We start from the raw sequence: 24,010 nt of genomic DNA on the forward strand, positions 1-24,010 counted from the left end.
CTCCCATGTCGCAATTCGATGGGAATACGTTCGGAATTCGTACTGCGTGGATTTTTGAATTGTCCAACATTGTCGCCGGAGAAATCGCCCGATCCGGGACCGGAGCTTGCACGTTCGGCCGCAGCGTCAGTTTTGGCGATCACAAATGACGGGGAGCGATTACCTGCTGCCCCAGGATGAACAGAGGTAGAAATGATTTCCGATTCAGACCTTGTCGCGCATCGCCTCGACGCAATGAAACGCACCGAAGGCGGCGTCCCTTCGCTGCCGACGAATCCGTTCTTCGGGGTCGGCCCGATAACCGATGCGACAAAGGACGAGGTCGACAGCAGGCTGCGCCGCTATGAATTCGACAATTGGATAGAGAGCACCTACCGGAAATACGATGACACCGGGAAGGATATCGGCGCGTTTACGACCGCTGAACTCTCCCGCAGCATGCATCGCGGTTACCCGGCAGACAAGATTCTGCTCGATATGATGCAGGCGATCCATCGCTATTTCGAGTTTCCCAAGTCGAACAGGATTGCAGTCGGCCTCGGCGGCGGACACAGCGGCTATACCGTGTGCGTGCAGCACCTTCTGAACGCAAATAACGCAAGCCAGCGGGTGTACGTCGATACCCCGCGCCCCGAAAGTGACCGCGCTGATGCCTCTGGTTTCTTCCGGCAATCCTGGGCAACCCAGCTCATAGAGATGCATCGCTTCGCGGAAAAGGGCGACGAAAACAGGATTCACTTTGCGAAGCGCGAGGGTCAAATTCCTTCGGCAAGCGCGCTCGCAGAACTCGGCGTTTCGATCTTCATTGGCGTGGGTCACGAAACGACCGGTGCCAATTCATACACCAACGAGGAGATTATCGAGCTTCTAGCCTGGTTGGACGGTGACCCTGAGAACCGTCATGCCGTTTTCGACGCGACGTCCATGCTGGGAGCGATGCCTTGGGAGCCCGATGTCGTGCGGGCGGTGATGGCCAAGTGCTGCCTGTTCATGCCGTTCCAGAAGGCGATCGGCGGCGTCTCCGGCTACTTTGTGGCGTCCTTCACGCCGGCGGCTCTGGCATTGATCGAGCGCAACCAGAGCAATCCGTCCTGGGCGATCCCGAGGCAGCTCAAGATTGCGCCGCCGATCAATCCCCGGCAGCCGTTCAGCAGCAAGCGGTCGGTCGATGCCGGCCCGTTTTACGATGCCCAGGAAGACAGGATGCTCGGCGGCGTCATCAACACCTATAGCGCCCTGGCATTCGCCGAGACTACCTTCGGGCTCTTGCAGACCGAACGGCGCGTCGGGTCCGTCAGCGAACTCAACAAGCGCTCGGCAAAGAACCGCAAGCTCGTCAACGAATGGGTGGACCGCAACCCGCTGTTCAGTCTCGTAGTGGAGGAAGAGGATCGCCGCGGCGCGGCGGTAACGCTGCTTAAGGTCAATGACGGCAGCATCTCCTCGTCGGACCTGCATCAGCGCATCATCGCGCGGTCGAAGCAGATCCTGGGTTATGAAGGAATTACCCATCCGAACGGTGTTCATGAAAAGGGGCTGGATGCGGCGCGCTATGTGAACGCGTTCCCCGGAACTCCGGGGGATTATCGCGCCTGGATCGGCGGCATTCGGGACGCTGCCGATGTCACCGCTCTGCTCGACAATCTCAAATACGCCTATCTCAGGGCCAAGATCGTCGTCATCGAAGAAGAGCTCGAGAAGAGAGGCAGCCGCGTTGGCTACGCCGAATCTGCCGGCGCCGGTGCCGCATCGGTGCGCGAGGGCACTTTCAAGGTGTTGATCGCGGATGCGATCGGCCTCCGCTTCGATGCTGAGGGCCGTCTCGATCACAGCGAACTGGCCGCATACATCCACGAAAAAGGCGGCGTGTTCCACGAAAATTCCGCGAACGGTTCAAGCACGGCCGACGATGGCAAGATTCACTTCTACTACCGACCCCACCTTAGCACCGCCGACGAGATCCTCGCTGAAGCGGGCGAGGGGCAGTATGATGCGGTGATCGCCGCCGCAACATTCATCCCCCAGGCCGCGAAGTTCCGCCTTGGCGGCGTCCGTATCGGCACGGGCACCGGAAACATGGGTTCCGCTTCCTGGGGCGGGCCGAACGGCGAAGGCGGCGAGGCCCCGCTGATGAACACGCCGGGGATCAATAGCCGGGCGACCGCGCAGATGGCCATGAAGGCGCTTCTCAAGGTTCTGCCCGATCTGCCGGTGGAAGAATTGCATGCCCGCGTCGTTGGCGGCGACTTCGATACGGGCAAGAACTTGGCCGAATATCCGACCGAGAAGCTTGAGGGAAAAAGGATCGCGATCCTCGGCTACGGCAACATAGGCAGGGAACTCGCACGTCTTGCCAAGGCGTTCCACATGGATGTGGTCGTCTATGCTCGACCCGCGCATCGCGACAACATCATCGCGGAAGGCTATGAATACGCCGCTACTCCGGCGGAGGCGGCGCGTGGTTCGGACGTCCTGTCGGTCCATCTCGGCCTCGGAAAACAGGACCCGGCCACTGGGAAATTCTCCAATGCCGGAGTCGTCGATGGCGAGGTCCTGTCCGCTCTGAACGACAGGGCAGTGCTGCTCAACTACGATCGCGGCGAGCTCGTGAACGTGACGGACCTGGAGGCGGCCCTGACATCCGGCAAGGTCAGGCATGCGGCGATCGATGCCGACATCTTCAAGTCGTCGGACGGCCCGAGCGGCCCGATGAAGCCCTATCTTTCGCTTCTTCCGAAGCATGCCGACAAGCTCGAACTCCTCCCGCATGCCGCGGCGGACACCGACCATCCGACACGTGTCGCCGGCGCGAAGCAAGCCGTCCACCAGATCATCGACTCGATACGTCTGCTGTCGGTCACGAACCTCAAGGGTGATCTGCCCGAGGGCTATGTATCGCAAGGTGCAAGCAGCCCCTCTGGCATTGGACTTTTCACGCGCTCCGTCTTTGACCGAATTGCGAACGACAAGGGCCTTCTCGTGCAATTGCGGGAGGCGAGCGAAAAGATAGCCGCGATCCTCGGATCGCTCGAAGCGGTGTCCGACGAGGCGCACAGAGCGCGGATCGTCGAGCGTTACCGGTCACTGCTTGCGCAGAACGCAATGAAGCAGGTTCAACTTCTAAAGTCTGCTGGCCTGCTAGCACCTGCTGCCAAGGAGTAGGACTGCCGGTCCAAGATTGCACAGAGGGCCATTGTCCTTCGCTCGATTAAGGAGCGAAGGACAGGCGAAAAGGTGCCCCTTGCTGCGGCCTCGTTTGAAGCGCATGCTGCGTGGTATCAGCGGCTATCAACAAGGGCGCCACTGGCTGGGAGATCATCGCGCTTTCGCCCCATCCTAGGAGCCGGCGCCATGTATCCTTTCCGCGACTTTGACTGCGTCATCCGACCGAGCGAGATCAATATGTTGCAAGGCGTGTTCGAAACCGAACTCGCCCGAACCAAGCTGAGGAGCGACACGGAGGAAGCCGAAGCGCTCGCAAGGAGGCTGGTCGCGTTCTATCAGGAAGGCGTCAGAGACCCGTGTCTCTTGGCTGAAAGGGTCAGAGACCGATAGCAGAGAGCGCCCGCGACGGGGGGGCGCTTAGGGTCGACGTCGCGCTCATCGGATAGAGTGGGACAGCCCGCCGCAGGGCGGCCGCCGTGCCCCTGCTCTGGTTCACACTCCTTTCGCGAAAAAGGCATCGATCGCGGCCAAGGCAGCGCCGACCGATTGGGCATCGACGTCCATGTGCGTGACCCAGCGCTGGCGCCGCCCGCCGGCACTTGATGTGATGCCGATTCCGGCTCCAGCCAAATGGGCCGCCAGTGGGGCGGCGATGGATGTATCGATATCGACAAAGACGATGTTGGTATCGGGAGCGGTGACTTCGAGCCCGGAAAAGGCACCGATCCCTTCGGCCAGCTTGCGCGCCAGGGCATGATCTTCCGCCAACCGTTCGACATTGTTTTCAAGAGCATAAAGTCCCGCGGCGGCGACCACGCCGACCTGCCGCATGCCGCCGCCGACCATCTTGCGAAGCCGCCTTGCCTTGACGATGAAGGCGGGATCGCCGACGAGCACCGAGCCAAGAGGGGCGCCCAGCCCCTTTGACAGGCACAGGGACACGCTGTCGAAGGGCTGAGCCAGCAGCGCAATGTCTTGGCCGAGTGCGACGGAGGCATTGAAAAGGCGCGCGCCGTCCAGATGACGCGCAAGGCCATGGCGTTCCGCCACCGCACAGGCCTCTCGCACATAATCGAGAGAGAGGACGCGCCCGCCGAGGGTGTTTTCCAGAGCCAGCAACCGGGTGCGGGCATGATGGGGATCATCGGGTTTGATTTCGGCCTCGATCGCGGCGAGATCCAGGGTGCCATCCGGTCGGTGGGCAATCGGTTGCGGCTGAATGCTGCCCAGGACGGCCGCTCCGCCCGCCTCCCAGCGATAGCAGTGCGCAAGCTGGCCGACGAGATACTCGTCACCACGCTCGCAATGCGCCATCAACGCGACGAGATTGGATTGCGTCCCCGTCGGAAAGAACAATCCGGCTTCCTTGCCGAGCCGATCAGCCGCGGCTTCCTCCAAGTTGCGGACAGTGGGATCATCACCGAAGACGTCGTCACCGACGTCTGCTCGGGCCATTGCTTCACGCATCGCTCCTGTCGGGCGGGTCACTGTATCGCTTCGAAAATCATGCTGGATCATTTGCCAAGTCCTTTCCGGTTGCAGCGGCAGGAAGTTAGCTGTGGCAATCGGCGGGCGATATATACAGATCTGCTCGATCTGTTGCATAACAGATGCGATGTCCTCTCTTCCGTTGCCTTTCTTCCATGACGAAATACCAGACCATCGCCGGGCAAATTGGTGAAGCGATTCGGTCGGGAATTCTCGAGCCGGGTACGCGCATTCCGTCGGTTCGCGCCGTCGCCGGGCAGCACAGCGTCAGCACGACCACCGCGCTCGAAGCGCTTCGTTCACTAGAAGGCGAAGGCCTGATCGAGGCGCGTCCGCGCTCGGGCTATTTCGTCCTTAACAGAGCGGGATCGGTGGCTGCGGCGCCGCGATTTCAGTTCGACAGCGAGCTTGAAGAGGATGCCAGGGTTCACCTTTCCATTGTCGGTTCACCCTGTCGCGTCAGGTTCGATTTGGCCACGGGCGATCCGGGCCTCTATCCGCTGGATCGTTTCGGTCGGCTGGTGCGGCGGGCGAGTTATCGTTCGCCGCTGCTCCTCGGGGCACTTGCCCGGGGAACCGGCCATGCCGCTTTCAAGCAGCAGATCGTTCGTTCGGCGCTCGACCACGGCTGCCGGATTTCTCCTGAAGAAATCATCGTTACCAACGGCTGCATCGAAGCGCTCAACCTCTCGCTTCGCGCCGTGACCAGTCATGGAGATCGCGTTGCCGTCGAATCTCCCTGCTATTTCGTGCTGCTCCAGATGCTGCGGGCGCTGGGCCTGGTGGCCGTGCCCATACCTTGCGATCCCCTCCGAGGCATGGATCTCGCCGTGCTGGCCGAAGTATTGCAGACGACGAGGATTGCGGCGGTTGTTTCGGTCGCCAATGGCAACAACCCGGTCGGAAGCGTAGCCGATGACGAGGACAAGGCGGCGCTCGTCGCCATGCTCGCCGATCGCAAAATACCGCTTATCGAAGACGACATGTTCGGCGACGTCTGTTTCGCGCCTTCCCGCCCGCCCGCGCTTCGCAGCTTCGACCGACAAGGGGGAGTGCTGTGGTGTGGCGGACTGTCCAAGACCTTGATGCCGAGCCTTCGCCTCGGCTGGGTAGCGGCGGGCCGATTTACCGCGCAGGTGCAGGCGCTGAAATACACGAGCACCATGGCAACCTCGGAGCTGTTTCAGGTGGCTGCCGCGGAACTGATGGAGAATGGCGGCTACACGCGCCATCTGAAGCGGCTGCGTCAAAGGCTCGCCAGGCAGCATGCCGAGTTGCGGCAGGCCGTTGTCCGGCATTTTCCTCTCGGCACAGAGGTATCACATGCCGAGGGAGGATATGTCGCCTGGGTTCGCCTTCCCGAAGCGGAAGGCCATCCGGTCAGCACGCGGCAATTGTTCACTCGCGCCCGCGAAGCGGGCATCGGCTTCGTGCCCGGATATCTTTTCGGCGGACGCGAATTTGATGATTGCCTGCGGCTGAATGCGGGCTATCCGTGGAGCCGAGAGCAGGAAGAGGCTATCGCCCATCTCGGTCAGCTGGTGAAGCAACGGCAATGAGCAGGCTCGTTCGGCGACCTTGGCGAAAGGCGGAGGAACAAACGCGCGCTCGGCCCCGTTTCGGAAGTTCAACCGAGATGCTTCGAGGCGAAACCAAATGGCGCCCCGCTCGTTCTGGAAAGGCTATCTGAAACTGTCACTCGTCACCTGTCCGGTGGCAATGACGCCGGCGACGACCGAAAACGAAAAGGTCCGCTTTCACACGCTCAACCGAAAGACCAACAATCGCGTCGTCAGCCAGTATGTCGATGCGGTGAGCGGAAAAGCCGTCGACGAAGATGACGAAGTCAAGGGCTATGAACGTGGCGAGGACGACTTCGTCCTCCTAGAGGACGAGGAACTCGAAGCGGTCGGGCTGGAAAGCACGCGCACCATCGATATCGACATGTTCGTCGAGGCCGACAGCATTCGCTGGATCTGGTACGACAAGCCGCACTATCTCGTTCCCGACGATCCCGTGGGTGAGGAGGCCTTTTCAGTGATCCGCGATGCGATGGCCTCAACCGGGACGGTCGGGATCTCAAGGCTTGTCATGTATCGCCGCGAGCGCGCCGTGATGCTCGAGCCGAGAGGGAAGGGGATCGTTCTTTGGACGCTGCGCTATGGCGACGAGGTGCGGAAACCCGAGGAGTTCTTCCGCAACATTGATGACAGCGACACCGATCCCGAACTGATGCGGCTCGTGACAAAGCTGATCGAAGAACGTAGCAAACCGTGGGATCCCGATATGGTGAGCGATCCCGTTCAGGCGCGCCTCCTCGACATCATATCCGCCAAGAAGAAGGGCCGGAAACGACCGGCCAAGGCAAAGGCCGAGGAAGAGGAGCGCCCCAGCAACGTGGTCAATATCATGGACGCGCTTCGTAAGAGCCTCAGTTCGGAAAAGAAGAAAAAGTCGAAGAGTTAACCCCCGGCATCCCGGTGTTCGCCCGGCATCGAGACGCGATAGTTGAAGCGATCGCGGATATGCGCGTTGAAGAAGCGGCCCTTCGAGAAGGCGCGCCTGAAGGCAGCATAGGTTTCGGGAGGCACGTCCTCATAGTCATAACGCTTTTCCGTGGTCAGGAGCCAGATGGAGAGCGTCCGCGTCTCGGCATCATAATCTGCCCTCTTTATCAGATGCGACGGCATTGCCTCACCGCCTCTCGTAACGGTCCGTTGTGAGTGCGTCTTTCAGGCGGCCTTCTTTCGCCCGGCCTTAGCCTCCTTGAGCGGAACGGCGGCCGCACGAAAATCCGCCCACGGGTCGGCGTGCAGTGACGCCAGCCGCGTCGGCGTGTTCGCCACCGTGAAATAGGCCGGCCCGATCCCGGGGGCCAATTCATCCCAGGACAGAGGCATCGATACGGCGGCGCCCGGCCGTGCTCGCGTCGAATAGGGTGCAACCGCAGTCGCGCCGCGCTGGTTTCTCAAATAATCGACCAGGATCTTGCCGCGGCGCTTGGATTTGCTGATCGTCGAAACGAAGCGATCAGGACTGTCGGAGGCCATCGCGTCGGCAATCGACTTGGTGAAGGCTTTGACCGCCGGCCATTCCGCCTTCGGCTTCAACGGCGCCACCACGTGAAGCCCCTTGCCGCCGGAAGTCTTGACGAAGGGAACAAGGCCGGCCGCCTTCAGGCGCTCTGCCGTCTCGAGCGCGGCTTCGATCACCGTTTCGAACGGCACGTCCTCGCCAGGGTCGAGGTCCATGATGATCGTGTCCGGTCCTTCCCAATCGGCGACCGTCGAGCCCCAAGGATGGATTTCGAGAACCGCGGACTGGACGAGCCCCATCAGGCCGTCGAGGTCTCTGATACTCAACAGCTGTTCGTCGGGGGGCTCCTTCGGATCATTGATGAGCACGATGTTGGGGTTCAGGCCCTTCCAGGCATGCTTCTGGAAGAACTTCTCCCCGGTGATCCCGTTGGGGCATCTGACCAAAGCGAGCGGGCGACCGACGATGTGTGGCCCGACGAAGCGCCAGACATCGGCATAGTAATCGGCGAGCCCCTCTTTGGTCACGCCCTCGTCCGGCCAGTAGAGCCGGTCGGGATGGGTGAGCTTCACGGTCCGACGCGGAGCTTTCGGCGCTGCGGCCGCAGACTTGGGCGCTTCGCGCACGATGTCGCGGGCCGGCTTATCGTCCCGCACCCCCCTGAACGAGGCGTGGCGGAGAAGGCCGTCGGCGGTCCAGGCCCTGAACTCAACCTCGGCCACCAGCTCCGGCCTCACATATCGCACCTGGCGCGCATCCTCCGCCGCAAGCCGCGTTGCGAACGGACTTTCGGGTATCCGCAAGCGGTCAAGCCTCTTGAAGAGCCCCTCCGCAACGGCCGCGGTGAACCCCGTTCCGACGCGGCCCACATGATGGAGCTTGCCGCCCTCGTAGACGCCGAGCACGAGCGAGCCGATCGCCTTGCGCGAGGTCGTCGACGGCACGTAGCCGGCAACGACGAACTCCTGACGCGCCGAGCATTTGGATTTCAACCAGCTCTTGTTCCGTCCGGCACGATAGGGCGCATCGCGCAGCTTCGAGACGATGCCTTCGAGGCTCAGCCTGCAGGCATGACGCAGCACTAGACTGCCTTCCTCTTCGAAATGGCTGCTGATGCGGATGACGCCTTCGTCTTCGCTTATCAACTGGCCGAGTAGCTCCTTGCGTTCGATCAGCGGCAGAGCGCGCAGGTCATAGCCGTCGAGGTAGAGAAGGTCGAACGCATAGAAGCGGAAGCGATCGCTGCGACCCTCGCTCAAGTCGGCCTGCAACCCGGAAAAGTCGGAGGCCCCGGATCCCGTTTCGACAACGACCTCGCCATCGATCACAGCTGTTCCGACCGGTAGCGCCTGCACCGCCGACACCAGCGCCTTGCCGAACCTTTTCGTCCAGTCCAGCCCGCCGCGGGTGAGAAGCTTGGTGCGCCCGGCTTCGATCCGCGCCTGCAACCGGTAGCCGTCGAATTTGATTTCGTGGAGCCAGCGTTCGCCGGCGGGCGCGGAAGCGACGAGCGTCGCCAATGAAGGCTCGACAAAGTCCGGCAAGGGGGCCGGCTTGGCGCCCTTGATCTTCGCGGGATCGGGGACATTCGAAGGAGCCTCGGGCTCCTGCCCCCGCGGAGCGGCGGCCTTCCTGCCGCGAGCCCGCTTGCGTATCCGGCCGGTCTTCGACGACCAGCCCGGCTCTTCGCCGGCAACATCCTTGATCTCGCGGCCGGTCAGAACCGACTCCGGCCGCTCCTCGAGAATATCGGGGTCTTGCTCCGATCGCGCCGCCTCGTCGTCACCTTTGATCAGCAGCCAGTTTTCCCGTTTTTCGCGCGGCTTGCCGGCCATTCGAACCAGATGCCAGCGGCCGCCGAGCTTTTCGCCGCTGAGCTCGAACTCGAGATGGCCTTTCGCGTAGCCCCGCCGGGCATCGCCGATCGGCGCCCACGTGCCGCGATCCCACAGAATGACCGTCCCGCCGCCATACTCGCCTTTCGGGATTGTCCCTTCGAACTCTCCGTATTCGAGAGGGTGGTCCTCGACGTGAACGGCAAGGCGCTTCTCGCCGGGAACGAGGCTCGGACCCTTGGTGACGGCCCAGCTCTTCAACACCCCGTCCATCTCCAGGCGAAAGTCGTAATGCAGCCGCGTGGCGTCGTGCTTCTGGACAACGAAACTGTTGCTGGATCGGCGGGCTTTGCCGCCCTTCGGTTCGGGTGTGGAGGCGAAGTCGCGCTTTTCCCGATAGGTTTCGAGGCCCATGGCTCAGCCCGCCTTGCGACGCGGCGAAGCTTCCTTCGTCTTCGCGCCAGGGGTCGCCTTCTTTTTGGTGTGGGTGGTCGCCTTTGCCTTCTTGACCGGAACGCCGGCGCTCTGCCGCAATGCCTCCATCAGGTCGACGACCTTTTCGAGCTTCGGCTCCTTGCGCGGCTCGATCTTCTTGCCCTCAAGTTTCGCCTTGACCAGCTCGGCGAGCGCCGCCTCGTAGCGGTCGTCAAATTTTGCGGGGTCGAACTTTCCGCGCTTGGTCTTGATGATGTGCTCGGCGAGTTCCAGCATCTCGCCCTCGATCTTCAGATCCGGCACGTCATCGAACGCTTCTTCGGCGGAGCGGACCTCGTAGTCGAAATTCAAGGTCGTTGCGATCAGTCCGTCCTCATAGGCGCGGATCAGAAGCGTGCGCACCCGCCGGAACAGCACTGCCCGAGCAATGGCCGCTACGTTCTTCTTGCGCATGCCCTCGCGGATCAGAGCGAACGCGTCTTCGGCATGGCTCTTCGTCGGAGCAAGGTAATAGGGCTTATCGAAATAGACGTTGTCGATATCGCCGCAGGCGATGAAGGCCGAGATCGACAGGGTCTTGTCGCTCTCCGGAACGGCCGCCGCGATCTCCTCGGGCTCCAGCACGACGTAGTCGCCGGATCCGACTTCATAGCCCTTGACCTGATCGTCCTTTTCGACCGGCTTTCCGGTCTCGCTGTCGACGAATTGCCGGTGAACGCGATGCCCGGTGGCACGGTTGATGGTGTGAAAGGCAATTCGTTCCGAGGTCGATGCGGCTGTGTAGAGCGCGACCGGGCAGCTGACCTCGGCGACCTTCAGATAGCCCTTCCAATTTGCTCTCGGCGCCACGATGCGGCCTCCCTTTGGGAACGGAGCACTGGGATGGTTTCGCGCAACGTGCTCGACGATCGGGAACGTGGAGGCGTGGCGGTTTGTTCCCCTCGCAAGCGGGGCGCATCGGTCCGTGAATCCCTCGCTGGCGGCGGAAAATTGCAATGACAGCACCGTCCGTTGTAAAACTATCGCTCCGCTCGATTTTGGAGGACACGCAGCATGGACCGGTTCATGGGCGGTTGCCTCTGCGGCAACGTTCGACTTGTGGCGTCGGGTCGGCCATACCGGGTCGGCCTTTGTCACTGTCTCGACTGCCGCAAGCATCACGGGGCGCTTTTTCACGGTTCCGCGATATTCCCCGAAAGCGCCGTGACGGTCGATGGCGAAACGCGCGACTATGCCGGGCGGTTTTTCTGCCCCCGCTGCGGCTCGTCCCTTTTCGGCCGCAGCGCGGACGAAATCGAAGTGAACCTGGGATCCCTGGACGCCCCCGACCAACTGATGCCGACCTATGAAAGCTGGATCGTTCGCCGTGAGGCCTGGCTGCCGCCGTTTCCGCTCACGAGACGATACGAGCGCGATCGAGAGGGCTCGGGTCGGTTCGAGGAGTAGGTCGAGCGAACCGCGCGAAGCGCGTCACTCCGGAAGCCCGGCCTTGCGGAAACCGTCGACGAAATGCTCGAGCGTCGCGTCGTCGCGGAACGGCTCGGTCGTGGCCCATTGGCGGATCGTGAAATGCGGGTTGCCGACGAGGAAAAGCTCGACCTCGGCGCGCGCCTCATCGAGCCGGCCGAGTTGGGCAAGGCTTGCCGCCAGAAAGCGGCGCGAGCCCGTGCGATAGGTCTCGTCCCTGCTGAGTGTCACGACAGCCGCTTCGTATTCGCCGCCCGCATATTGCGCCTGGCCGAGCGTCAGATAGTACCAGCTTGCCGGAAACGGGTTCAGCCGGAACGCCTTCCTGATGTGCTCAAGTCCCTCCTCGATCCGGCCGGCCAGGACCGCAATGTCGGATAAGGTCGCCCAGGTATCGGCCTCGTTCGGGTCGAGTTCGATCGCCCTGGCGAATTCCGCATCCGCCTCGGCGAAGCTGCGTTCATAGGCAAGCAGGTTGGCCAGCACCCAGCGGCAGCCGGCATCGTTGGGATCGATCGCTACTGCCTTGCGCGCCAGTTCCAAGGAAACGCCACGGTTGGGTTCCATCGGTTCGCCCCAATGCACCCACCCCATCCAATGATTCATGGCAAGCCAGCGATAGGCCTCGGCATATTGCGAATCGAGCGAAACCGCGCGCGTGAGCATCAGATGCGCCTCCCGCGCCGTCTGCGGCGAATCGTCGATCAGCCTGCGCGCCCGCACGCAGAGATCGTAAGCCTCGAGATTTTTCGGATGATTGCGCGGCGGCGGCGGGCGCAGCCGGCCGAGCAGAGCCTCGACGATCTTGCCGGTGACCTCGTCCTGAACGGCAAAGATATCTTCCAGGCTGCGATCGAAGCGTTCCGCCCATAGATGAGCGCCGCTCAGCGCGTCGACGAGCTGGGCATTGATGCGCACGCGCCCCGCGGCGCGTCGTGCGCTACCCTCGAGCAGGTAGCGCACGCCGAGATCCTCAGCGATCTCGCGCACGTCCGCCGCCTGTTCTTTGTAGGCAAAGACCGAGTTGCGGGCGATGACGAACAGGCCGGAGATCCTGGACAAGTCGGTGATCAGGTCTTCGGTCAGCCCATCCGCGAAAGCCTCCTGCTCGGGATCACTGCTGAAACTGATGAAGGGCAGCACGGCGATCGATGGCTCGTCGGGCAGCGGCAAAGGCGCTCGCTTCGCGCCACCGAGTTGCTCGGTCGCCCCGACAAAGCGGTAGCCGACGCGCGGGACCGTAGAGATCCATTCTCCGCCGTCGGCGGACGGACCAAGCAGCTTCCGAAGCTGCGCAATCTGGACGGTGAGGTTGCCTTCCTCGACGGCCGTGCCGGGCCAGGCCGCGTCCATCAACTCGGCCTTGCTGAGGATTTCGCCAGGCCGTCCGACGAGTGCCGCAAGCAGCTTCAGCCCGCGGTAGCCGACCGCAACGGGGGCATCGTTCCGAAGCAGCGTTCCCGCAGCCGGATCAATCACGAACGGACCAAAAGCAATGCGCGATCCCTGCATAGGGCAAGTCTATAGTTCGTTTGGAAAATTTTGAGAACTTTTTGGGAGCGCTTAATTACGCCGCTGTTCGTCTCCCGCAGAATTCATCCTCTTTCAGGTCGAGGGTCCCCGACCCTCAAACCATGAGGAGGTTTGGCATGAACGAGACTCCCACCCTTGCTTCGGCCCCGCTGCATCGACATTACAGCCTCGTGACCCTGCGGAGCATCATGGCGACCTGGCGCGAGCGGATACGCTTTCGCCGGGAACTCGAACAGAAGTTGAAGGACGATCCGCATTTGATCGCCGACATCGGCCTGACCAAACGGCAGTTTGAGGCAGAGATCGCCAAGCCCTTCTGGCAAGGGCCGATGCCGCCCCTAAAGGCGGGTGCTGCAATGACACCGGATCGCCAGTTTCCGCCTGCCGCAGTGGTTTGCCGGCACTTGGAAAGCACGTCGAGCGAGGATCGGATTCCTTTGGCCGCGATGGCGGGCATCATCGCCACCGTCTCGGTGTTTGCCGTGGCACAGGGGCTGACCTATCCGCTGCTCAGCTTCATCCTCGAGCGGCAGGGGACGACGCCGGACCTGATCGGCTTGTCGGCGGCGATGACGCCGCTGGGTTTCATTGTATCCGCACCCCTCGTTCCGGCGCTGGCGCGGCGCGTGGGCGGGGCGCGGCTTGCGATCCTGTGTTCGCTGCTGGCGGCGCTCACGCTGGCCGCGATCGCCTGGATGCAGGGCGTTTGGGCCTGGATGCCGCTGCGCTTCCTGCTCGGCTTCTTCGCCAATCCGCTCTACGTCATCAGCGAAACCTGGCTGATGTCGATCACGCCTGCGCCACGCCGGGGCCGCATCCTGGGCCTCTATTCATCGATCGTTTCAGGGGGCTTCGCCATCGGCCCGCTGTCGCTCGGTCTCACCGGCACCGAGGGTTGGCCGCCCTTCCTGATCGGCATCTCGGCCTTCTTGCTCTGTGGCCTGATCGTGCTTGCGGTCGTGCCGCGCCTCCCGACGATGCCGCAGGAAGGAGAGGCAATATCGGTCGGCGGCTTCTTCGCTCGGGCGCCGCTCCTGTTGTTCGCGGTCTTCACTGCCGCCGCCTTCGAGCAGACCCTGCTCTCTTTGTTGGCGGTCTATGGCGCCGCACTCGGTAGCGCCGAGGCTCGTATCGCTTCGCTCATCGCCTGTTTCATCGCTGGCAATGCCGTTCTACAGATTTTGCTTGGGGGCATGGCCGAACAGCTCGGCTCGACGCGGACCCTGTTGTTCTGTGCCCTGGCATCGCTCGCCGGCTGCCTGCTGCTGCCGTCGATCTTCGACTCATGGCTCGTCTGGCCGCTCGTTTTCGTCTGGGGCGGAGTCTCCTTCGGGATTTATACCGTATCGCTCATCCGGCTCGGCGAGCGGTTCACCGGTCAGGCGCTGGTCGCCGGTAACGCGGCCTTCGCCGTCGTATGGGGTATCGGAGGCATCGTCGGCTCGCCCGCGACGGGATTGGCGATGCAGATGATCGGCCATCAGGGGCTGCCATCATCCCTCGGCTTCCTGTGCTGTGTCCTCGCGGTGTGTCTGATGGCGGAGAGACGGCGGCCCTGATCGAGGCACCTGGCAACATCACCGCCGAGCATATCTAGGGTGAGGCAGCGCCCCTCGGAGGAGGGAGGAGGGGCGCTGCCGACAAGGTCGACTCGGGAGTAGTGGGAGGGGAAGAGCCGACCCCCATTGCGTCAAGCGTCGCTTGGTAAAGCGACGGGCTCTAACGTCTCGCGCCGCGCAAGGTTCCGAAGGTGAGCCGAAAGTTCTGGTTGCGAGCAGGGCTCAGTAGACCAGCGCGCAGCCGTCCTTGCGCGGATCCGAGCCGGCCTGCAGCACGCCGTTCACCGGGTCGATGAGGATCGCCTGGCCGCCGCCAAGTGGCATCTCGGCCATTTTGATATCATGGCCCAGGGCCGCGAGGCCTTTCAGCACATCCTCGCGGATGCCGCGTTCGGCCTCGAAGCGGCCCATCTGGTGAAAGCCGCGGGCGCAGTCGATGGCCTCCTGCACATTCATGCCGAAGTCGATGATATTGGTGAGCACGTGGGTCTGGCCGACCGGTTGGAAGCCGCCGCCCATGACGCCGAAGCAGAGCCACGGTTTGCCGCCCTTCATGGCCATCGCCGGAATAATCGTGTGCAGCGGGCGTTTTTGCGGCGCCACGCAATTGGGGTGCGCCGGATCGACAAGAAAGCCCGTACCGCGGTTGTGCAGCAGCACGCCGGTCTTCGGGCTGGAAAGGCCGGTGCCATAGGGCCAGAACAGCGAGTTGATAAAGGAACAGGCATTGCCCTTTCCGTCGACCACGCTGATATAGACGGTATCCCGATAAGTCGTGGTGCCGAGCGGGCCTCGAGCCGGCATGGCTCTCTTCAGGTCGATGCGGCCGCGCAACTCGTCGGCGAAGTCGGCCGAAAGCAGCTTCTGCACGGGGACATCGGCGAAGGCCGGGTCGGCGACATACGTGTCGCGCACCTCAAAGGCCAGTCTTGTGACCTCGGCCTCGATATGGAAGCGCTCGACGCCGACCGGATCGTATTTGCCCAGGTCGATGCCGCTCAGGATGTTGAGCATCAGCAAAGTCGTGATGCCGACGCCGTTCGGCGGGATTTCCAGGATATCGATGCCGCGATAGCTGGTCGAAATAGGCTCGACCCAAAAAGCCTCCTGCGAGGCGAAATCCTCCAGCGAATGCGTACCTCCTAGGCTGCGGAGATAGGCCACCATGTCCTCGGCGACCCAGCCGGTATAGAAGCCGTCGCAGCCCTTGGCGGCGATCTCCCGGAGGACTTTCGCATGCTCTGGCTGGCGGAACACCTCACCGGCGGTGGGAGCGTGGCCACCCTTCAACCACATGCGCGCGCTATTGGCATCCGCCTTCAGCTTGCCTTCGTTGCGGGCCCAATCGGTGGCGACGCGCTCGGTCACCGCAAAGCCTTCCTCGGCATGGCGGATGGCAGGCTGCAGCAACTCGCCGAGCGGCATGGAGCCGAAGCGCTGGTTCAGTTTGGCCCAGGAATCGATTGCGCCCGGGACGGTCACCGCATGCACCGACGTCAGGGCGATCTCCTTCACTCCCTGCCTCAAGAGCCGCTCGGCGGTGAGGCCCCTCGGCGCGCGCCCCGAGCCGTTCAGACCGTAGACCTTGCCGTTCGTCGTAGGGTCGGTGCCCGGCGGATTGGTAGACGCGGGAGCGAAGAGGACGAAATTGTCGCCGCCGATGCCGGTCGAGCCCGGCTCGACCACGCATTGGACGGCACAGGCGGCGATCGCGGCATCGGCCGCGTTGCCGCCTCGGCGCAGGATCTCGATGGCGGCGAGCGTCGAAAGAGCATGCGACGTCGCCGCGGCACCATGCCTGCCCATGACGACGGAACGGCCAGGAAATTGCAGGTCACGCATGGGAATGGAACTCCGGAAGGATCGAGAAAGCAGTCCGGAGCTTATGCCGGGGCCGTTTCGATGGAAACAGGCGCGTCGCGAGCGGTCGAAATCACCGACGGCGGCGCGACGCTTCCCAAAAGAAGGTAGCCTTGAAGACCTTCAAGAGGGAAGACGCAGTTCAGCGCGCCGCCCAGTTGGCACCGCGGCGGAAGATCGTGCGCATCTCCGGAATCTCGAATTCTTTCGACACGTGGCCGAGCGAGGAATAGAAGACCCGGCCCTTGCCATGCTTGCGCTTCCAGACGACCGGCATCACCACGCCCTCGATCCACCAGGCATGCTCACCGGAAAAGGTGGTCGTCGCTAGCACCTCGTTCGAGGGATCGACATGCATGTAATACTGCTCGGATGTGTAGGGAAAATCGGGGATGCCTTCCATCAGCGGGTCGTCGGGGCGGGTAATGTTCACGCGGTAATCGATGATGTTGCCGGGATGGGCCACCCACTGGCCACCGATGATGAACTGGTAGTCGACGCATTCGCGGAACGCATCGCCGGCCCCGCCATGATAGCCGGCAATGCCGACGCCTCCTTGCACGGCAGTGGCGAGGTTTTTCACCTCTTCCTTCTCGATCTTCGACATGGTCATGATCGGCACGATCAGCGAAAGGTCGTGAATGGAGGGATCGGCAAAGGCCTCGGTCGTGTGTTCCAGATAGACTTTGAAGCCGTCCTCCTCAAGCATGTCGCGAATGATATGGGCGCATTCCTGCGGCTCGTGCCCGCTCCAGCCGCCCCAGACGATCAGTGCCTCGCGCATGTCTCACTCCTCCTTGATCAGCGGCCGATCCGGCCGTCGACGAGCGATTCCGACAGGGGAGCCGGGCGCTCGGTCTTCGTTGTGATGCTGATGGTCGTGCCGGTTTCCGCCGCCTTGTGGAAGGCGTCCATGACCTCCAGCACGTGCAGCGCCAGGTCTCCGCTCGCCCGGTGCGGCCGCCCCGAACGAATGGCGTGGGCCATGTCGGCGACGCCGAGCGAGCGGTAGTTGCCGTCCGCATAGGGCTCGGTCGTCGGAAGCGGCTCAAAGGCGCCCCCCTTTTTCAGAAGCTCGATCTGTCCGCCGAAATGGTTCGGATCCGGAACGATTAGCGTGCCCTCCGTTCCGTAGAGTTCAAGCGGCAGGTGTTTATGGCCGGCGACATCGAAGCTCATGCCGATCTGCACGACGGCGCCGTTCTCGAAGGCCATTACGCCGGTGACATGGGTCGGCACATGCACGGGAATGCGCTCGCCATTGCGCGCCGCACTGGTGATTGTCCGTTCCTTCCGCGCCGCAATGGCAAAACCGGCGACCTTGGCGACGGGCCCGAAGAGGTTGACGAGTTGGGTGATGTAGTAGGGGCCCATGTCGAGCATCGGACCGCCGCCCACCTCGTAGTAGAAATCGGGATTGGGATGCCAGCGCTCGTGGCCGGGGCACATGAAGGCGGCAGTGCCGCCGACCGGTGTGCCGAGCGCGCCGGCATCGACGATCGCCCGGGCCGTCTGATGCGAGCCGCCAAGAAAAGTGTCCGGGGCGGCGCCGATGCGCAGGCCCTTTTGCCGCGCCAGGACCACAAGCTTGCGCCCGTCGGCAAATTCTGTCGCGAGCGGCTTTTCCGAATAGGTGTGCTTGCCGGCCTCGAGCGCCTGCATCGCCACGGCGGCATGCGCCTTCGGCACCGTCAGGTTGACGATGAGTTCGACCGAGGGATCGGCGAGGAGTTCCGCCACCTCCCGCGCCTCGAGATTGAACTCCGCGGCGCGCTGTTCGGCGAGGCTTCGGTTCAAATCGGCGATGCCGCGGATATCGAGGATCGGGAAGGACGCCATCGCCTTCAGATAGGCTGACGATATGTTGCCGCAGCCGATGATGCCGATACCGAGTTTCTCCATCAGTCTCCTCCTGAAGTTGAAATGGCGAAGCTGGCGAAGCGCGTCAAAGCGCCGGTGCCGGCCCGGTCGTCCCCCAGGGGGACTCGTAAAGTTCGCAGAGTGCTACGACCGCCGCGCCTTGCGCCCAGGTCTCGTCGGCGGACTCGTCGAAGACGAGTTCCGCGACGGTGCGGATCGAGGGTGGAATCGCTGCCTGATAAGCTTGGCGTATGCTCTCGACGAAAACGGTGCCGAGCGACAGGCTCGAGCCGACGATGACGACGCGGGGTGGTCCGAACAGGGTAACGATGTTGGCGATGGCGAGACCAATCGCCTCTCCCGCCCGTGTCGCAGCCGCGATCAGCCTGTTGTCCTCCGCCGCGATCAGCGTCTGCGCATGCGCCATGCCTCGGCCGAGCCGCACCGCCTCGGCGAAACGCCCGTCCATCGGATGTTCGCCGAGGATCGCGCTCTCGCCGGCAAGGGTCGCGAGCCGGACGGTCTGGCTCTGGCCGACACCGAGCACGAGATCGCCGAGGTTGTGGCTCAAACCTCCGGCACCGCGGAAAAGCTGGCCGCCGTGCAGCACGCCGAGACCCAGCGTTTGCTCCAGCGAAACGAGCACCATGTCGTCGAGATCGCGAGCGCGGCCGAACCAGTGGTGGGCAAGCGTGATGGCGTGCGCGTCGCTCTCGACGATCGTGGCGACGCTAAGCCTGCTCGTCATCTCGCTTGCGAAGTCGACATCCGTTTCGCGGAAGATCGGGCTGGAGCGGACATGACCCGTGCGGTGTTCGACGACGCCGGGAAGGCCAATGCAGATCGAATCGATGTCGTCGAGCGAGAGGTCGGCATCGATTACGCAGCGGCGCACGCCATCCTCGATCAGATCGGCGATGACGGCGATGGGCTGGCGGTCGACCCTGATGGGCAGGGTGAGTTCAGACAGAACCTCGCCGCGGAAATTGGTGACGGCGAAGACCATGCGATTGGCTGCGATCTTGGCGCCGACGACGCGGGCGGCATCAGGGTTGAGCTCGAGCATGACGCGTGGTCGGCCCCTTGCAGCTGCGTTGCGAATATCCCCCTCGTGCCGCGTCAGGATGAGGCCATCGTCGAGCAGCGAAGCCGTGATCGCGGAAACGGTTGTGGTCGAAAGCTCGGAGCGCTCGCTGATCTCGACGCGGGATATGGGGCCGTGCCGCCGAATCGTGTCCAGCACATTGAAGCGGTTTATCGCGCGCATCAGTTCGGGGTCGGCGGTTTTCATGGTCTGCAGGATGCTCGCAAGCTTGGAACTGTGGAAGTATTTTTTTAGCCGGAATGCGAAATTAATAACCGGCAATCAATGCACCCTGTCAAGAGAAACCCGGAAATATTCGGCTTGTCTGTTGACATTTTCCAAGATCTCCTCTGAATTAATCCGCGCTAGGGAAATATTGGTGAGGACCTTTGACCCCGGGAGGAGATCCACGATGACGCTTGAACGCAGATTAGCGCCCCTGCGCGCCGCCAGACTGTCCGCGCTTGCCGCCGGCATGGCGCTTTTCGTTGGCGCGAGCCAGGCATCGGCCGAGACGGTGGTCAAATGGCTCCATCTCGAGACGGTCCCTGCTCATCTGAAGATGTGGGAGGATATCGCCGCCAAATACGAATCCGAGCATTCCGGCGTCGATATTCAGTTGCAGTTCCTGGAAAACGAGGCCTTCAAGGCAAAGCTGCCGACACTGCTGCAATCGGATGACGCCCCGCATTTCTTCTATAGCTGGGGTGGCGGCGTGCTGAAGCAGCAGGCGGAAACCGGCGCGCTCATGGATCTGACGGAGGCGATGCAGGCCGATGGCAGAGCCTGGGAGAAGAGCTACAATCCCGCCGCCGTCAAGGGTCTGACCTTCGACGGCCGAATTTCTGCGGTTCCCTTCAAAATGGGAACGATCAGCTTCTTCTATAACAAGGAACTCTTCCAAAAGGCCGGCGTCAAGGCTGAGGACATCAAGACCTGGGCCGATTTCCTCAAGGCTGTGGAGACTCTGAAGGGCGCCGGAATTACGCCGATCGCTGGCGGCGGCGGCGACAAGTGGCCGCTGCATTTTTACTTGAGCTATCTTGTCATGCGCAATGGCGGCCAGTCGGTCTTCGAGAATGCGAAGAACAATGAGGGTGAGGGCTTCCTCGATCCTGCCATCATCAAGGCCGGCGAGCAACTCGCCGAACTTGGCAAGCTCGAGCCGTTCCAGGGCGGTTATCTCGGCGCGACCTGGCCGCAGACGCTCGGTCTCTTCGGCGACGGCAAGGCGGCCATGATCCTGAGCTTCGAACACACGGAGGCGACGCAGCGCGCCAATTCAGGCGACGGCAAGGGCCTTGCACTCGAGAATATCGGCCGCTTCCCCTTTCCGGCGGTCGAAGGCGGGGCGGGCGCTATAAGCGACACGCTCGGCGGGCTCAACGGCTGGGCAGTGACGAAGAATGCGCCGCCGGAAGCGCTCGACTTCCTGCGCTACCTCACCAATGCCGAGAACGAGCGACTGATGGCGAGCATCGGCATGATCGTTCCGGTGGCGCTCGGCGCCGAGGACGGTATTGCCAATCCGCTGTTGCGCGCGGCGGCCGACCAGCTCGCAGCCTCCACCTGGCACCAGAATTATTTCGACCAGGATCTGGGCCCATCGGTCGGCCGCGTCGTGAACGACGTTTCCGTCGAGATCGTCTCCGGGCAGATGTCCGCCGAAGAGGGCGCTCGGATGATCCAGGACGCACGCGAACTCGAGTGAGGGCGGCGGCGCGTCCCCGTCGCCCGCCTTTAGTCGTTCGCAACGAATTGCGCGAGGACATGATGACCGACATGACTGCGACAATGGCCGCGGTGCCGGCCACGGCGAGGCGCAAGCAAGTGCGCTACAAGAGCCCGACCGTTCGCGGGCGGCTGCCGGTGCTCATCCTCTTCCTGCCGCCGGCATTGCTGCTCTTCACGCTATTCGTCATCCTGCCGATGGGAGAGGCGGCCTGGTACAGCCTCTATCGCTGGAATGGCTACGGACTGCCGGAGCATTTCGTCGGCTTTCGCAATTTCGAGGTGCTGTTCAACAATGCGGCTTTCTCGCAGGCGCTGATCAACAACGGGCTCATCATTCTCGTTTCGGTGCTGTTGCAGGTGCCGCTCGCCCTGTGGCTCGCGATGATGCTCGCCCACCGGATCGCCGGCGTCGTCGCCTTCCGGCTGATCTTCTTTCTGCCCTACGTCCTGGCGGATGTCGCCGCCGGGCTCATCTGGCGATTCGTCTATGACGGTGACTACGGCCTCGTCGCGGCGCTCGCCGGTTTCTTCGGCGCTGCGACCCCCTATGTGCTGGCCGATCGCGGCCTTGCCATCTATGCGGTGCTCGCGGTCATCATCTGGAAATATTTCGGCTTCCACATGATGCTGTTCATCGCCGGCCTGCAGGCAGTGGACCGAAGCGTGCTGGAGGCCGCCGAGATCGACGGGGCGACCGGCTGGCAGAAATTCCGCTACGTGACGCTGCCGCTGCTCGGCTCGACCGTCAGGTTGTCGGTGTTCTTCGCCGTCATAGGCTCGTTGCAGCTCTTCGACCTCGTCATGCCGCTGACCGGCGGCGGACCGTCCAATTCGACGCAGACGATGGTGACCTTCCTCTACACCTATGGAGTCACGCGCATGCAGGTCGGGCTCGGAAGTGCGGTCGGCGTCGTGCTCTTCGTCATCTGCGTCACGCTCGCTTTCGGCTACAAACGGATATTCATGCGCCATGACTGACACGACCTCCTCCGCTCGCATGACAGCTGGCACCCGCCTCTATCTCTACGTCTCGCTGTCGCTGATCGCCATCCTGGTTTTGATGCCTTTGGTGACCACCGCCCTCGGCGGCTTCAAGTCGCTTGGCGACCTGCGTGTCAATCCCTTCGGCCTGCCGTCGGAGTGGCTATGGTCGAACTATCTCGATATCCTTTTCGGCGACCGCTACTGGCGGCAAATGCTGAACTCGCTGTTCATTGCGATCATGACGGTGACTTTGACAGTCATCGTCTCGGCCATGGCCGCCTTCACCTTTGCCCATGTGAAGTTCTTCGGCTCGAACCAGTTGCTGAATTACTTCCTGATCGGGCTCATGTTCCCGGCGGCAACGGCGATCCTGCCGCTCTTCATCCGCATCCGCGATCTCGGCCTCCTCGACAGCTACTGGGGCGTCATCCTGCCCCAGGTCGCCTTCGGCCTCGGCATGAGCATATTGCTCTTCCGCAACTATTTCCGGAATCTGCCGGAAGAACTGTTCCAGGCCGCCTTTGTCGACGGCTGCGGCTACATCCGCTTCTTCTGGCACATCTCCATGCCGCTTTCGCGCCCGATCGTCTCGACGGTCAGCATCATCACCTTCGTGCATAGCTGGAACAGCTACATCCTGCCGCTGATCATGCTGAACACGGAAGAGAAATACCCGTGGCCGCTTGGCATCATGGTCTATCGCGGCGAATTCGGCACCGACTGGCAGTTGGTCCTCGCTTTCATCACGCTGACGATCTTGCCGACGGTGATCGTCTTCTTTGTCGCCCAGAAGCACATCATCGCGGGCCTGACGGCCGGAGCGGTGAAATCCTGAGCCATCATTACAAGGAGAGAGCATATGGCATCGGTCGAACTCAGGGACATCCGCAAGAGCTACGGCGCGCTCGAGGTGATCCACGGCGTGTCGCTCGCCATTGTGGAGGGAGAGTTCATTGCGCTTGTCGGCCCCTCCGGCTGCGGCAAGTCCACGCTGTTGCGGATGATCGCGGGGCTCGAGGAAATCTCTGACGGCGAGGTGCTGATCGGCGGCCGGGTGGTCAATCCGCTGACGCCACGCGAGCGCAATATCGCGATGGTCTTCCAGTCTTATGCGCTCTATCCGCACATGACGGTGGCCGAGAACATGGGCTTCAACCTCAAGCTCTCCGGCCTTCCCCGGCCGCAGATCGACAAGCGCGTCGGCGAGGCGGCACGGATGCTGGCGCTTACGGAGCTTCTCGACCGCAAGCCGAACCAGCTTTCCGGCGGCCAGCGCCAGCGGGTCGCCATGGGCCGGGCGATCGTTCGCGATCCCGCCGTCTTCCTGTTCGACGAGCCGCTATCCAATCTCGACGCCAAGCTCAGGGTCCAGATGCGCACCGAGATCAAGGCCTTGCACCAGAAGGTCGCCACCACCTCGATCTACGTCACCCACGACCAGATCGAAGCGATGACGCTCGCCGACCGAATCGTCGTCTTGAATGGCGGCCGTATCGAGCAGGTGGGCACACCGCTCGAACTCTATCGCACGCCCGCCAACCTCTTTGTCGCGGGCTTCATTGGTTCGCCTGCCATGAATGTGCTCGAAGGCACGGTCGACGCCGCAGACGGAGAACCGGCAGTGCGCCTCGGCGACGGATCCGCGATCCGCATTGCGCCCGAACGCAAGGTCCGACTCGGTCAGGCGGTGCGGATCGGACTGCGACCGGAGCATTTCGTCGCCAGCGGCGCGGGCAATGCCATTTCGGGTCCAACGCTACTCGTCGAACCGACCGGCGCCCAGACGCATGTGCTCTTCGAATTCGCCGGCGAGCAGATCACGGCGGTCGTCGACGGCGATCATCCGGCCCGGCACGGAAGCCTGTTTCAGGCGGCGATGGAACGCAACCAGGTCTATGTTTTCGACCGGGCCACCGGCGCCGCCTTATGATGGTCTGACACGAATCTCGCGGCGAGTGCAGGCGGTAGCG

The 24,010-nt window shown here is 62.6% G+C and carries 18 protein-coding genes; 9 read left to right on the forward strand and 9 right to left on the reverse strand.

From position 1 onward, the window contains the following. Positions 1-192: 192 nt before the first annotated feature. Positions 193-3,162 (forward strand): NAD(P)-dependent oxidoreductase, encoded by a 2,970-nt coding sequence (locus ATC00_RS15100; RefSeq protein ID WP_064253410.1) that lies wholly within the window; start codon positions 193-195, stop codon positions 3,160-3,162. Positions 3,163-3,657: 495 nt separating this feature from the next. Here the strand turns inward: ATC00_RS15100 and ltaE are convergent, their stop codons facing one another. After that, on the reverse strand, positions 3,658-4,770 hold the full coding sequence (gene ltaE, locus ATC00_RS15110; protein ID WP_234782315.1) for a low-specificity L-threonine aldolase: 1,113 nt from the start codon (positions 4,768-4,770) through the stop codon (positions 3,658-3,660). A 38-nt stretch (positions 4,771-4,808) separates the two neighbouring features. Here ltaE and ATC00_RS15115 point away from each other — a divergent pair, with 38 nt between their 5' ends. Both ATC00_RS15115 and ku (ATC00_RS15120) read left to right on the forward strand, forming a co-directional pair. Then, positions 4,809-6,212: an aminotransferase-like domain-containing protein gene (locus ATC00_RS15115; protein ID WP_161951910.1), complete on the forward strand. Its 1,404-nt coding sequence runs from the start codon at positions 4,809-4,811 to the stop codon at positions 6,210-6,212. A 97-nt stretch (positions 6,213-6,309) separates the two neighbouring features. Further along, positions 6,310-7,119, forward strand: a complete 810-nt coding sequence (gene ku, locus ATC00_RS15120) for a non-homologous end joining protein Ku (RefSeq protein WP_064253413.1) — start codon at positions 6,310-6,312, stop codon at positions 7,117-7,119. Here ku (ATC00_RS15120) and ATC00_RS15125 read toward each other — a convergent pair. Genes ATC00_RS15125 through ku (ATC00_RS15135) form a run of 3 tightly spaced genes read right to left on the reverse strand, consistent with a single transcriptional unit; the run spans position 7,116 to position 10,808 of the window. Next, on the reverse strand, positions 7,116-7,343 hold the full coding sequence (locus ATC00_RS15125; RefSeq protein WP_064253414.1) for a KTSC domain-containing protein: 228 nt from the start codon (positions 7,341-7,343) through the stop codon (positions 7,116-7,118). The two genes, ku (ATC00_RS15120) and ATC00_RS15125, sit on opposite strands and share 4 nt — an antisense overlap. Before the next feature lie 42 nt (positions 7,344-7,385). After that, positions 7,386-9,938, reverse strand: a complete 2,553-nt coding sequence (gene ligD / locus ATC00_RS15130) for a DNA ligase D (protein ID WP_064253415.1) — start codon at positions 9,936-9,938, stop codon at positions 7,386-7,388. 3 nt (positions 9,939-9,941) lie between these two features. Next, complete coding sequence (ku, locus tag ATC00_RS15135) at positions 9,942-10,808, reverse strand: non-homologous end joining protein Ku (protein WP_064253416.1); 867 nt, start codon at positions 10,806-10,808, stop codon at positions 9,942-9,944. 204 nt (positions 10,809-11,012) lie between these two features. Here ku (ATC00_RS15135) and ATC00_RS15140 point away from each other — a divergent pair, with 204 nt between their 5' ends. Further along, a complete protein-coding gene (locus tag ATC00_RS15140) occupies positions 11,013-11,405 on the forward strand; it encodes a GFA family protein (protein WP_064253417.1) in 393 nt (130 codons plus the stop codon). 24 nt (positions 11,406-11,429) lie between these two features. Here the strand turns inward: ATC00_RS15140 and ATC00_RS15145 are convergent, their stop codons facing one another. Continuing rightward, the gene (locus ATC00_RS15145; RefSeq protein WP_064253418.1) at positions 11,430-12,938 is read right to left on the reverse strand and encodes a winged helix-turn-helix domain-containing tetratricopeptide repeat protein; all 1,509 of its coding nucleotides are present in this window, start codon (positions 12,936-12,938) and stop codon (positions 11,430-11,432) included. 377 nt (positions 12,939-13,315) lie between these two features. Here ATC00_RS15145 and ATC00_RS15150 point away from each other — a divergent pair, with 377 nt between their 5' ends. Next, the gene (locus ATC00_RS15150) at positions 13,316-14,518 is read left to right on the forward strand and encodes an MFS transporter (protein ID WP_064253472.1); all 1,203 of its coding nucleotides are present in this window, start codon (positions 13,316-13,318) and stop codon (positions 14,516-14,518) included. 222 nt (positions 14,519-14,740) lie between these two features. Here ATC00_RS15150 and ggt read toward each other — a convergent pair whose 3' ends face one another. The 4 genes from ggt to ATC00_RS15170 all read right to left on the reverse strand — a co-directional run bounded on the left by ggt (position 14,741) and on the right by ATC00_RS15170 (position 19,529). Then, on the reverse strand, positions 14,741-16,360 hold the full coding sequence (ggt, locus tag ATC00_RS15155) for a gamma-glutamyltransferase (protein ID WP_064253419.1): 1,620 nt from the start codon (positions 16,358-16,360) through the stop codon (positions 14,741-14,743). A 160-nt stretch (positions 16,361-16,520) separates the two neighbouring features. Next, complete coding sequence (locus tag ATC00_RS15160; RefSeq protein ID WP_064253420.1) at positions 16,521-17,162, reverse strand: ThuA domain-containing protein; 642 nt, start codon at positions 17,160-17,162, stop codon at positions 16,521-16,523. 17 nt (positions 17,163-17,179) lie between these two features. Then, positions 17,180-18,280, reverse strand: coding sequence for a Gfo/Idh/MocA family protein (locus ATC00_RS15165; RefSeq protein ID WP_064253421.1), 1,101 nt, complete (start codon positions 18,278-18,280; stop codon positions 17,180-17,182). Positions 18,281-18,323: 43 nt separating this feature from the next. After that, positions 18,324-19,529, reverse strand: coding sequence for an ROK family transcriptional regulator (locus ATC00_RS15170; RefSeq protein WP_064253422.1), 1,206 nt, complete (start codon positions 19,527-19,529; stop codon positions 18,324-18,326). 205 nt (positions 19,530-19,734) lie between these two features. On the opposite strand from ATC00_RS15170, the gene ATC00_RS15175 reads away from it, so the two are divergent. From ATC00_RS15175 to ATC00_RS15190, 4 genes are all read left to right on the forward strand, one after another. Continuing rightward, the gene (locus ATC00_RS15175) at positions 19,735-21,033 is read left to right on the forward strand and encodes an ABC transporter substrate-binding protein (RefSeq protein WP_064253423.1); all 1,299 of its coding nucleotides are present in this window, start codon (positions 19,735-19,737) and stop codon (positions 21,031-21,033) included. Between the two features lie 62 nt (positions 21,034-21,095). Further along, positions 21,096-22,034, forward strand: coding sequence for a carbohydrate ABC transporter permease (locus ATC00_RS15180; RefSeq protein WP_064253473.1), 939 nt, complete (start codon positions 21,096-21,098; stop codon positions 22,032-22,034). Continuing rightward, positions 22,027-22,875, forward strand: a complete 849-nt coding sequence (locus ATC00_RS15185; protein ID WP_064253424.1) for a carbohydrate ABC transporter permease — start codon at positions 22,027-22,029, stop codon at positions 22,873-22,875. The genes ATC00_RS15180 and ATC00_RS15185 overlap by 8 nt, the downstream gene beginning before the upstream one ends. 24 nt (positions 22,876-22,899) lie before the next feature. After that, positions 22,900-23,970: an ABC transporter ATP-binding protein gene (locus tag ATC00_RS15190; protein ID WP_064253425.1), complete on the forward strand. Its 1,071-nt coding sequence runs from the start codon at positions 22,900-22,902 to the stop codon at positions 23,968-23,970. Positions 23,971-24,010 lie beyond the last annotated feature (40 nt).

Origin of the sequence: Sinorhizobium americanum, from assembly GCF_001651855.1 — a bacterium.
GTDB lineage: Bacteria > Pseudomonadota > Alphaproteobacteria > Rhizobiales > Rhizobiaceae > Sinorhizobium > Sinorhizobium americanum.